The 12,850-nt window shown below is 41.5% G+C and carries 8 protein-coding genes; 4 read left to right on the top strand and 4 right to left on the bottom strand.

Going from position 1 to position 12,850, the window contains the following annotated elements; translation table 11 throughout:
- Window positions 1-330: 330 nt before the first annotated feature.
- The 4 genes from ACI2IW_RS08455 (at window position 331) to minE (ending at window position 3,719) form a co-directional block, all read left to right on the top strand.
- Window positions 331-1,428 (top strand): hypothetical protein, encoded by a 1,098-nt coding sequence (locus ACI2IW_RS08455; protein ID WP_404693358.1) that lies wholly within the window; start codon window positions 331-333, stop codon window positions 1,426-1,428.
- A gap of 71 nt (window positions 1,429-1,499) precedes the next feature.
- A complete protein-coding gene (gene minC / locus ACI2IW_RS08450) occupies window positions 1,500-2,324 on the top strand; it encodes a septum site-determining protein MinC (RefSeq protein WP_404693357.1) in 825 nt (274 codons plus the stop codon).
- A 289-nt stretch (window positions 2,325-2,613) separates the two neighbouring features.
- Complete coding sequence (gene minD, locus ACI2IW_RS08445) at window positions 2,614-3,426, top strand: septum site-determining protein MinD (RefSeq protein WP_057761560.1); 813 nt, start codon at window positions 2,614-2,616, stop codon at window positions 3,424-3,426.
- 2 nt (window positions 3,427-3,428) lie between these two features.
- Window positions 3,429-3,719 (top strand): cell division topological specificity factor MinE, encoded by a 291-nt coding sequence (gene minE / locus ACI2IW_RS08440; RefSeq protein WP_404693524.1) that lies wholly within the window; start codon window positions 3,429-3,431, stop codon window positions 3,717-3,719.
- Window positions 3,720-3,804: 85 nt separating this feature from the next.
- Here the strand turns inward: minE and ACI2IW_RS08435 are convergent, their stop codons facing one another.
- The 4 genes from ACI2IW_RS08435 to ACI2IW_RS08420 form a co-directional block, all read right to left on the bottom strand.
- Window positions 3,805-4,332 (bottom strand): cytochrome b, encoded by a 528-nt coding sequence (locus tag ACI2IW_RS08435; RefSeq protein WP_404693356.1) that lies wholly within the window; start codon window positions 4,330-4,332, stop codon window positions 3,805-3,807.
- Window positions 4,333-4,471: 139 nt separating this feature from the next.
- Window positions 4,472-4,969, bottom strand: coding sequence for a hypothetical protein (locus tag ACI2IW_RS08430; protein ID WP_404693355.1), 498 nt, complete (start codon window positions 4,967-4,969; stop codon window positions 4,472-4,474).
- 17 nt (window positions 4,970-4,986) lie between these two features.
- On the bottom strand, window positions 4,987-5,982 hold the full coding sequence (locus ACI2IW_RS08425; protein WP_404693354.1) for a chemotaxis protein CheB: 996 nt from the start codon (window positions 5,980-5,982) through the stop codon (window positions 4,987-4,989).
- Window positions 5,972-12,847, bottom strand: a complete 6,876-nt coding sequence (locus ACI2IW_RS08420; protein ID WP_404693353.1) for an Hpt domain-containing protein — start codon at window positions 12,845-12,847, stop codon at window positions 5,972-5,974. Before ACI2IW_RS08420 ends, ACI2IW_RS08425 begins: the two co-directional genes overlap by 11 nt.
- Window positions 12,848-12,850: the final 3 nt, after the last annotated feature.

Below are 12,850 nucleotides of genomic sequence, written 5' to 3'. Positions count from 1 at the left end.
AGACCTTATCAAATACTAAGCACAGTTTATGCAAGCGTACTAAGTAGTAAATATCAATGGAATAAATATCGATAACGAGATAAAAAGTTATTGAGGAACAAAGTTACGGGTACAATTGTCACAATAGTCATATTTTACTTATGATGCTTACTGTTCAAACAGCCATGCATCATAAGTAAATTTTAATCAAAGATGGGTTGTTTTTTAGCCTTATTCATTGATAATGTGACTAATCATGAACTCATAGATTTTCGATGTCTACTTTAATAGTAAATAGTAGTAAATATCGAACTCTTACCCATTCTTTGTGCCATTTATTACTTATAAGGTATGACTGTGCCCACCTCTACTACTAGCTCGCCGTTAGCTACCGAATCTGTTTTGAGTCAGCCTCCTTATCCAATAAGTGATGAGCCACCAAAACCGAACCATCCAAAGCCGAGTCGCTTTAAGCTCACTTACGATATCGTCATGATTATTGCCATCAGTATTGATCTTCTATTGATCAGTATCGATGCTATTTTGATGAGTAATTTTAGTAGTAATGCTGCAGAATGGCTAACCATCAGTGAAGCGCTCAATTGGTATCAGAGCACTCTACATGACCCTCTACGTACTGCTGGTGGATTTTTTACTATCTTTTTGGTCGTTGAGTTGCTATTGCGCTGGGCGATTGCCATCAAACAAAAAGTCTATTATCGCTGGTTCTTTTTCCCATTCGTTCATTGGTACGAAGTATTAGGCTGTTTTCCGCAGCTACGTGCTTTGCGACTGCTGCGAGCGGTCGTTATTGGACGACGTCTATATCAGCTTGGCTATCAAGTACTGCCGCAGACGTGGATCAACCGAATCAAGTTCTACATTGACCTACTGTTAGAAGAGCTCTCTGATCGCGTTATTTTGACCGCGATACAAAACTTTCGCCAAGAGCTAACCAGTTCAGACACGCATAAATCATTCATCGAGTCGACGATTGCAAAAAATCGAAATGAAATTGAAGCAGCCGTATTGTCCGTGCTGCGTACAGAGCTTGCACCAAAGCTGCAGGAACTGACTGCCTCATCAGGTGGCGGCAGTATATTGGCGAGCGAGATGGGTAATGCTATTGAAGAAGGATTGGCCAACACACCTGAGTTGCGCCGCTATCTACGCATGATACCGATCGCGGGCAGCCTTATTGAATCACAGCTACATCACGTCGGGCACAATATCGGTGAGAATGTCGTCAATGCATTAAACAAGCGACTTTTAGACCCTAAGCGCTTGGATATATTAATGATGGAAATTGCTAGCGGTATTGCGCAAATAGATACCAATAATACAGCGCTAGATACCTTAATTTCTAGTATCATTGATGACAGTTTGACTGCGTTTGAAGCGCAAGTAAAAGTGCAGCAATGGAAGCACCAAGATATGCTAAATCTATAGCTTAGCTATCTAATAGCATGACGTAATAAGAGACATAATACCGTGACAGAATTATTTTTAAGGGTTTGTATATGACAGTTTCAGCTAACGATAACCAGACTGCACCAGCGCTAGCTTTCTATGGCAAGATGCTGACGTTTTCACGCGTACAGTTTAGTACAAGCGATCTAGCAGCTATAGAAGCTCAGCTAACTGAAACGCTCAGTAATAAATCGAGTAATATCCCTATCCTTATTGATAGTGACGTTGAGCAGGATTTATCAGCATTGGTAGAGCTGTTATGGGCATGGGGATTGCAGCCTATTGGCGTGGTGACAGGTATGCTTGATGCGCAAGCACGTGAGCAGCGCTTAGCGATATTTCCAGCAGATGGTAAGCGTATTGAGCGTATATTGCCAAGTAAAAAAGCGCCTATATCTACCCAACCATCAGCAGAAAATAACAACGCCGAAACCGTTAGTGCTAATAGCGTCGATGATACTTCTACCACGAGCGAACCTGCTACTGAAACGACACTATCTAATATGCCCACCGAGACATTGGTAAGTACTCAGCATATTACCAGCTTAATCTATGATCAAATGCTGCGTTCAGGACAAAGCCTCAATCACGTTGGCGGCGACTTGATTTTGACCAGTAGTATCAATAGTGGTGCTGAAGCGATTACTGACAACAGCTTACATGTATATGGCCGTGCACAAGGGCGTTTGGTGGCAGGCGCAACAGGTGACAAAGATGCCCGTATATTCTGCCAAGTCTTTAATCCGTCATTGGTGTCAGTAGCAGGAACCTATTGCTTACGAGACAACTTACCTGAGCATGTCATCGACAAGTCGGTGCAAGTAAAATTTGTAGAAGGCGAAGGCTTAGTATTTACCGTGATGGATGAAGCTTAGAACGCTATTAAAAATAATACACCATGAAGTGACTTTATAGAAAACTAAGGTAGTTAAGCTGCTCTATTCGACAAGCCAAAGAGCATGTTTATGACCCTACTGATACCACGTAGAGAGGCTAATTGAGCGATACATAGGTTGTTTTTCTGCTTTAGTATCGAGCTGCTATAAATTTTTGTTTATTTATGCTAGGCTAGCTTCGAAGATAGTGTATATATGTTAGGTAAATAACATGTAATTTTGCTATTTATATAAAAGATATCCCATTGATTCATAGGAGTGTGCCATTGTGGCGAAGATAGTTGTAATCACTTCAGGTAAAGGCGGTGTGGGTAAAACCACGACAAGTGCTTCTTTTGCCGCTGGTTTGGCGTTACGTGGCTATAAAACAGTTGTTATCGACTTTGATGTAGGTCTACGTAATCTAGACTTAATCATGGGTTGCGAAAACAGAATTGTTTATGACTTCGTAGATGTTATCACTGGAAACGCGCGCTTGTCGCAAGCACTTGTCAAAGACAAACAGCTTGAAAACCTATATATTCTGCCCGCCAGTCAGACGCGTGATAAAGACGCATTGACAGACGAAGGGGTATCAGAGGTAATGGCTGAACTCTCTAAACAGTTTGACTATATTATTTGTGACTCACCTGCCGGTATCGAGCGCGGTGCACAGCTAGCGATGTATCATGCGGATGAGGCTATTATTGTCACTAACCCTGAGATCTCTTCAGTGCGTGACTCAGATAGAATTATCGGTATTCTACAAAGTCAGACGAAAAAAGTAGAAGAGAACCAAGGGACTGTTCGCGAGCATTTGATTATCACTCGTTATAATCCTGAACGTGCGGCTGCCAATGAGATGATGGATATTGATACTATCTCGAACGATATCCTAAAAGTTCCACTACTTGGTGTTGTTCCTGAGAGCCATTCAGTGCTTGAAGCGTCCAACCATGGCGAACCAGTTATTCATTATACCGACTCTGTTGCTGGTCAATGTTATGAAGACATTGTCGCCCGTTTCTTGGGTGAAGAGCGTCCACTACGTCACATTGACGTGAAGAAAAAGAGTCTATTACAGCGCTGGTTTGGAGGATAATGATGACTAAGAAAAAAGGATTTTGGAGTAGCCTATTTGGTACTGACGACAACAGTAACTCAGGTAGCGCAAATTTAGCAACTGAGCGTTTAAAAGTTATCGTTGCTAGCGAAAACAGATTGAACAATCGCTTAACGGTTGATCGTATCGAGAAAATGAAACGTGAAATCTTAGAAGTTGTGAACAAATACGTTAACGGTGTGCAGATTGATGATGTCAATATCAACCATCGTTCTGAAGACAGCTTAGATGTATTAGAGATGAATATCAATTTGCCTGAGCATAAGAAATAACGTTCTAATAGTACGTATTTCTACAATGAATAAAAAAAGCCCCAAGTTTGATACTTGGGGCTTTTTAATGTTTATCGATTATAGATTATTTCATACGGGCAATAAGATTGTCTTTTTTGACAAACTGATGGTATAACGCGGCTGCTATATGCAAGACCGTAAAACCAATAATCATCGGCCAGATAATCTCAGTATGCAAGTTATTATAAAAACGAGCCAAACTTCTATCTGGGGTCACGAAGACAGGGATCTGAAAGATACCGAAAATATCAACTGGTCGACCACCATATACTGCCATCAGTAAGCCAACCATTGGCATAGCAATCAGTATGGCATAGAGAGCAAAATGTGACAGCTGAGATATGAGCATTTGCCATTTTGGCATGGCTAATGGTGGTGGTGCCTTAGTAAAAACGCGGTTGATGACTCGGGCAATCATCCAAAATAACAAACTCACGCCGAACGCTTTATGATATCCAATAAACAGATTGCTATCTAAATTCTCATATAGCAGTATCATTATCCATGTGGCTAACAGTAAGGCTGCACTAATCCAATGAAAAATACGGCTACTAACCGACCACTTTGATACATTCGAGTTGGCATTATTCATGAGTGACTCTACTACCTTTATCAGGAATTATCTCTAATCAGTTTGATAAGCCACTTAATAACTCTTCAACAGATGAAGTCATTAACATTACTGGCTTACTATTTATAGAATGGAGAATACCTTAAATACAGGTGAGAATCTAGCCATCTAAATCAATCAGGTGATAGGCAATTTTATCCAAATCTGGCACTAAGTAGATTTCGTCATCAATCATCACTGTTTGATATAGGTAGGAGGAGACGTCATTTTTATCAAAATACTCTTCCCTATCTTTGCCATTGGTAGTACTAAACTGTTCCGGTGTCTCTACATCTTTCACTTCAGAAATTCGTGCTTGCAGCTGACGCAAGTCACCTGCCGTTTGTAAGGCAAAACGGTGATCAGTCGTATTACCTTCCAAAACAATCATTTTGTCTGGAGCTTGATCTTGCAGTAGCAAATGAAATACAGCCAAATCTTGTTGTTGCCAGTCGTATCTAGAAACCTGCTGTTGGAGCTCATCCACACTCAAAATTAGGCTACTTGGAATGATCCAGTCCGGCTGGTTAAATGCTGGAACAATAGTGACGTCAAGCATACCGTTGTTGGTAGTCAACAGACTCACAGCCTCAAACGAATGTTTCAAAATTTGTGTCATACGTCACTCGCAATAAGTTAATGTGAATGGCTATCTGCCCTTTCACCAATGTAATCGGTTAGTTTTTTTGCTAAATCGGTAGGGCTACCAATAAAGTTGCAATACCCTGAGTCAATGATAGCCTGAGGTTGACTTGGACATGCACTCAAGCTCGGATCTTGTGCCCATAATTGACTGTTATTGTCTTGGATTAGGTCCAAGTACTGAGAGCCATCATTACCCATACCTGAAAATATAATATTAATAAGCTCGCTACCATGAACATCACTGGTATTTTTGAGCAGCTGCCCAATTGCAGGCTTATATTCACCATGCCAATCTTGATCCAATAGTATCACGCGACCTGTTGAATCGCAGACAACCTGCTTATCAATAGGTACTATCAGACACTCTCCTGCACGTAGCCGCTGTGAAGAAGCGATAATCTTACAGCGCCAGTCATTATGACGATTAAGTATGCGGGGCAACGTACCAATCATGGTCTGATTGAAATGATGTGCCAATAAAATACAAATTGGCAGTGTGGCTGGTACGTTATCTAAGAACTCTTTAACCGCACTAGGGCCACCCATAGAAGCACCCAAAAATACGACATAATGCCAGTCAGTATCAGCACTCTTGTAAGCTGGAGCATCTACCAATGTTGGCAAGTCAAGCAGTTGAGCAAATTTACGCTTTAACTTACGCTGCCATTTTGCATATTCTTGTGATTCGTTTAGGTACGGAGCCTGACTGAAACCCACTAGTACTGCTGCTGGTTTGGATGCCACCGTCGCTATTGCCACACTGTCATCATAATCACTGTCTATCAGCCAGATATCGATAGCTGAGTTAGAAAGCTCGCCTGTTTCCTGCCACTGTGCTCGTGACACACAGCCGACCAGCGTAAAGCCGAAGCCACGTACCGTATCTGAAAACGCCATGCGCTGGCGGTGATCTTCTGCCACCACCATCACTTTAATATCGTTTCTATTTTTTTTTCGCAGTGCTAAAACACGTGCATTATCCTTCATTAGTCAGGCTGACCCCTTCACCTAGTAATTTTTGCATTTTATCAAGCAGCTCTTTTTCTTGGAATGGTTTGCCCATATAGTCATTCACACCAATCTCTAAGGCACGCTCACGATGCTTTTCGCCAGTACGTGATGTTATCATAATAATTGGAATTTGCTTTAGACGATTGTTATGTCTGACTTGAGTGGCGACCTCGAAGCCGTCCATACGAGGCATTTCGATATCAAGCAATATCATGTCTGGTGTCATATCTTGCAGTATTTCAATTGCGTCAATACCATCTTTAGCGACTGCCACATTGAACCCTTGGCGCTCTAAGAAACGTGAGGTTACTTTACGTACCGTCACTGAATCATCGACGACTAGAATAGTAGATTTAGACTCTATACGTCCTCTTTTAGCATCAGCAGCTTTCGTAATATTCTTGACCAATTGCGCATTACGCATAAGAGCAATCAGATCTAAGATGAGCATGACCGAGCCATCACCCATGATAGTAGCAGCTGAAACCCCTGGAATATTTGATAACTGTTGGCCTAAAGGTTTGACAACAACTTCTATGCGCGAACCTGCAATCTGATCCACTTGCAAAGCAATATTCTGTCCGGTACGGTTTTTAATAATGATAAGCGGTAAGCTGGTATTGGTATTTACGACCAACTCATTTAACTTATTGCCTGATAAAATTTCATTTAGATAACGTACTCGATACTCAGTGTCTTCAAAATTCAATGTGGCATCATTTGATTGATAATAGTCATAGAGCTTTTCTGGGTTCACTCGAACCACGCGCTCAATCTGTACCAATGGAATCGCATAGTAGCGATCTGCCGCACGAACAACCAACGCGTCAGACACGGCTACTGTCAATGGTAGGCGCATTGTGAAGCTTGAGCCTTTACCCAACTCTGAAACGACGGATACCGCTCCACCTAGTTGGCGAATCTCACTAATAACAACGTCCATACCAACGCCGCGTCCAGAAATCTGAGTCACTTGCTTACTCGTACTCAATCCAGCGTTGAAGACGTATTGCATAATATCAAGGTCTGACAAACTATTATCGTCCGCATCAATTAGACCCTGAGAGATGGCTTTACTACGTACTGCTTCAACATCAATGCCTCGCCCATCATCTGTTAATTGAATGACGATCTCACTACCTTCACGATGTACCTCAAGGGTGATACGGCCACTACGCTCTTTGCCTGACTTCAGACGGGTTGACGTAGTTTCAATACCATGGTCGACAGCATTACGTAACATGTGCTCAAGCGGTGACGTAATGCGCTCTAGGATGGTTCTATCCATCTCGTCATCAGCATTGATGATGGTCAGTTCAACAGACTTATTAAGCTCATTAGCTGTTTGACGTACGATACGTTCCAAACGTGGCGTCAAGCGTGTAAATGGCACCATACGTGAATTCATCAAACCATCTTGCAGTTCAGTCTGGGTACGAGACAACTGTAGCAGTAGGCTTTCACTATCACGTGTCTTTTCTAATAATGTATGGTTAATATCAACCAAATCTGAGGCCGACTCTGTTAAAGATTTAGACAGCTGATTTAAAGATGAGTATTGATCCATCTCTAGAGGGTCAAAGTCTTCATTATCGATGAGCTCCTCATCTATCTGAGACAAAATCTGTGCTTCTAGCTCGATCTCCATACGACGTAGCTGATCTGCCAAACGTTGTACTGTCGTACCCATCTCTTCAATACTGTTTGTTAAACTACTGATACCCATATCGATACGAGCACGGTTAATCGCTGACTCACCAGATAAATTAATCATGTGCTCAATCAAACCACCTGAGATACGAATCATCTCATTGCTACTAGCGCTTTGATCTTCCTCATGAGTATCTCTAAGCATAGACGGCATTTCACTGATATCTTTTGCAAGATACTGTGAATCTTGGTTTTCTTTGGCAATTAAAATAGCTTCACGCTGGGCTTGTAGAGACTCTTTAGGTATCGTTTTTAGGCTATCAGGGTTTCTACCAAACTGCTCCAATGCTTCAATCAACAACGTAGGCGTTGGTGGATTAACTTGTTGTTGAAGAATAAATACTGCATCAGCTAGCCAGTCATGACTTGCAACCAGCAACTCTAATACTTTTTTAGTGGCTGGACGTCGATTACTGACAAAATCCGTATAAACTGATTCCATTTCGTGAGCTAAGTCAGCGATACCAGAGGCAGTGACCATTCGTGCGCCACCTTTTATGGTATGCAAGTCACGTTGGAGCGCTTGTAACGCTGTGGTATTACTCGTGTCTTTTAAGAATAAGTGCAGATACTTATTACGATTGGTAAGCTCTTCTGCCTCTTCCAAAAATACCGCTAATATATCAGGATCAGGGAGTCCGTTAGCCCATGATTGCTTAATCATGCTATCCAGACTTAGGGTACTCACTGCCTCATTATCACTGTCAACAACATTGGCAGCAATGCTACGCTCTGTAGGTGCGAAATGATTTTTCGGTACTGGTATGACTAGATCGACTACCTCTGGTAACGTTTTTGCTTTTTCAAGCTGGCGCAACTGTTCAATTAGCTCTGGAGTAAAGAAAGATTTCTTATGACTCACAATATGCATCACTTGTAGTGACATCGTGTCTTGTACCATTTGCATGATTTCAAGCCACTGCGCGGTTGGCGCTCTTCGGTTCTCTACAAACGACTCATAGACGCTTTCTGCTTCATGGGTCAAATCGCCAATACTACGGATACCTGCCATCCGTGCACCGCCTTTAATCGTATGCAAATGACGCTGTAGAACCTTTAGCGCATTGGTATTTGTAATATCGGCACGCCACTTATTGAAGCTTTCATCTAGTGCAGTATCAAGCTCTTGTGCTTCTTCTAAAAATATCTCTAATAGCTCGATATCCGTATCAATAGTCTCAAACTGTAGTTCAGTTGCTGGAACAACTCTAACGGTGAAGCCAACGTCCTCGTTCTCATCCCTTTCTTGATAAATACTCTGTAGATCATCAATGACTTGTTTATCTATTTTTAAAGAAGTACTGCCAGCTAAGGCATCAAACAAGCCAATCAGCTGAGCATGACCTGCATGCAATATTGCTTGAATGTCTTGATTTTGAGCTATATCGATATTATTGCTTAAGTAGCGATACGCATTACCCAGCTCATCTAAAATTGTGACGAATTTTGGAAATGCTTGCGCTTTTTCCATAAGAGAAGCTATTTGTGAAACTTGCTGCTCTATATAACCTTGAATATGCTCTATCTCAGTATGATTCAACGCATCATCTAATTCCCACTCAGCATCGAGCAACGTATCAATATTACTGTCTAATAACTCTTCTATCGTCGGTTTCTTATTGGTCATGACAGTAGTGTCATTAGCCACATATTGCTCATCAAGCATGGCCTGCAATGACGCTATGTCATGCTGACTCTGCGAACCATCATCCTCTATTGATGCATCGTGCTGCTCTACATTTTGCTTATAGTTATTTAGATAACCCTCTATTAATGTGGCTGACTGGGCTAACGCTGCTAAGTGCTGAGCATTCATCCCTATATCTTGTTGTTGTAATGACTCCAAGCTATGCTCGATGGTCGCACTGACTTCGCTGATAGCGGCCAAAGCACTAGAACCCGAAGCACCGCGCAAAGTATGAAATGCGCGTACGATTTCATCTGTGATTTCTATATGACGCTGTTCTCTATTGTCTTTGACAAACTGTTCGATACAATCAAGCAGCTCTTCTGCTTCATCAATAAATATCTTACAAAATGCTTTTTCTTCTTCGGTTTGAGGGGTAAGGACAACCGCTGCCTCGGCCATTTTTTCATTGACCGAATGAAAGGTCTGTAAGGTAGAGTCTATAGCTTCATTACTGTCGTCATCATAAGCATTGTCAGTCTCAGTTGTATCAGACAATGGCATTGTTTTTTCAATCTTATCTATAGAACTATCTATTGACTGTGCAAACAATGCAGAATAACTAAATTCATTACCCTGCTGTTTGCTATACGCATCAGCACACGCAATCCACACTGGAACTACAGCTGGATAGTCTTGAGTACCCTGTTCAAATGCTATGAGCATATCAGGATAAGCTGCCAATACATCTGTAATTAACTGCCTCATATCAGCTGAGATAGCGACACTATTATCTAAAACACGGTTAAGCATGTTTTCTATAGACCATGCCAGCTCCGCTGTATAGTTAGCGCCTACCATGCGGCCCGAACCTTTCAAGGTATGGAAACCACGGCGAAAATCTTTTAATCCCTCTAGATCGGTCGAATTTTTCTGCCAGCTTTCATACAACTGCACAATTTCTGCCAATACTTCATTGGCCTCTTCTATAAATATCTCTTTGATATCAGGATCTGCATCATTGGCATCAGCTGGTAGTTGATTAGTCTCTCTAATAAAAGGTGCAAGGCTCTCTGGAATATCCAATGTAGATAGATATTCGTTGGTATTCACTTCTTTGTTATTCGAGTCAGTAACCAATTCGGTACTATCGTTATTAGAGTCGTTATCAACATCATCAATTTCTAGTAGCGATTTTTCTAATTCTGCATCATCTGACATAACCTCTTTAGGAGCAAGTTCAGTTAGCGTCAGTCCAGTGTTGACCGGCTGCTGGCTCATAAGATTGCTACTTTGTAAGATAGCAATCGCAGGATCAAAACTTGGTGGTCGCTGCGCTGAAAAATCTGCTACCAATGCTGGTAGATTTTTTGTGGTATCAACCACTAGATTTACAACATCATCTGTTACTGGCAATGTTTTATCTAACAAACGATTCATTAGGTTTTCGATTGACCATGCTATCTCACTGATACTAAAGGCACCAACCATACGACCTGAGCCTTTTAGAGTGTGAAAACCTCTACGCACTTCAGTCAACGGTGTTAGGTCTTGTGAGTCTTGCGCCCAGATAGGAAGAAAATCTTCAAGATCAGTGATGATTTCAGTCACTTCTTCAATAAAGATATCGTGGACATCTTCATCTGTTTCGAAGTTATCAGGCTTTACGTGTTCACGAGCCTGCTTTAGTGCATCACTTTCAGTACTGTTGGACAGACTCACACTATCTTCTTCAACTACATTTGCATCATCTATATTGATAACAGGGCTGATCTCACCACTATCATCGTAACGTACAACATTCGTCGTAGCTGACTCTTGAGGGAGTATAGTCTTGTTAAGCGTTGCTGATGAATCGATATCAGTATCAAGAAGCTGTGTTGCTCTGGCTGTATGTTCGTTTGCTAAAGTAAGCAGCTGCTGATCGAAAACCTGCTGCGCAAGATAGTCAAGTAATAGCTCAATAGACGTTAAGCTCTCAGCCAACGCCTGCACCAAATTCCAGCTCGGGGTAGTAATATTACGAGCAGTTAACTGTGTAAATAGACTACCGATATCATCTATAGTGTGACGAATTTCTGGCAATTCCATATCGTCAAAAGCTTGACCAATACTGGTAAAATCAGTAGACGCTGGTAATAACCCAATATCTTGATGTTGTATATAATCATTGAAATTCTGCTTTATCTCTTCTACTGCAATTCGAAGCTCACGTAGGCCATCATCGGTAGTAATGGGTTCATGTTTACCTGTTAATTCTGGCTCATTGCTGCTTATCACTTCAGGCACAGTAGCGAAAGAGGTCGCATCACCAATCTTAATAGAAATAGTTTGTTCAGTACTATAAATAGCGTTATATAACTCTTGCAGCTTGCGTTCAATTTGCCATTGCTCTTGCGCAAAACTTGTTTCTGATACGAGAGACTGTTTTAAATCTGCAAGGATTGATTCCACCTGAGACACATAGTAAGTCCAGCCTCGGTTTTTGAGCTGCTCTTTGATATGTTGTAAAGGAGCTACCAAGCTATCTGGCTCATCTAACTTGAAGATAAGCGCATCAAGCTGAGTTAATAATTGCGGTAAAAAACGAGACGCTGTCGTGGTACTTTGAGATACTTTATCCAAAATAGACTGAGTACGTTTGCTACTCTGCGCTAGATAACTCAATTCGACATAGAGTGCGTTTGTCAATCTTACAACTATAGTTGAAGGCACTTCATTTGACTGGGCACAAGATTCTATAACTTGATCAAGTTGACCTAATAATGGTGCATAATGCTCAGGAAGTGGGGTCTCGTTTTGGGCCAGATCACTTAGCAGTAGTTCGGTCAAACACCATAGTCTTTGTAAACCACTATCTTGTGTTGTCTGTCTGAAATACTGGCTAGCTTTCTCTAAGGTACTGAGTGCTGCTGACTGATTTGTATTAGTGATCAGTAATGCTTGTACTTGCTGACGCCATACGAGTAGCAACTGCTGACACTGTTCACTTGTCAAGCTAGCGGTAGCTTGTTCTGTAGGCACGGCCATTTCAATGTTATTGATAATATTTTCGTTATTCGCATGATCATTCGTGTATTCATGCTGAATATCACTAATATTTACAAGAAAGTCAGTTTCTATATCTCGTTGAGACAAGGCTTGGGTCAGCTCATCAACCGCCCTGTTTATTAGGCCTATATGATAGATTCCTGTACGCGCATACTGATTGACCTCTCGTTGCAACAATCGATGAGAGAACTGACCTATACGGCGCTCTTTAATAGAAAAATCGTCACAACTTTGTAATCCTGCGAGTTGACTCAACTTACTAGCAACATTTGCTAATAAGGGAAGCTTAAGCATGATGAGCGCACCGCTAATCTGATGATAACTTGATATTAGTTGCTCATGATCGATGCTAGATTCACCTAATTGCCAATCGTCAGATATCTGTGTTAACTGCTGATTGAATAATGGTAGCAACCACTGAAACGTTACTATGTCATTGGGCTGGTTTTTCATAGG

Origin of the sequence: Psychrobacter sp. NPDC078501 (assembly GCF_044900935.1) — a bacterium.
Lineage (GTDB): Bacteria > Pseudomonadota > Gammaproteobacteria > Pseudomonadales > Moraxellaceae > Psychrobacter.
Note: the sequence above shows the minus strand (reverse complement) of the source record. Positions and strands in the feature narration are given on the sequence as shown.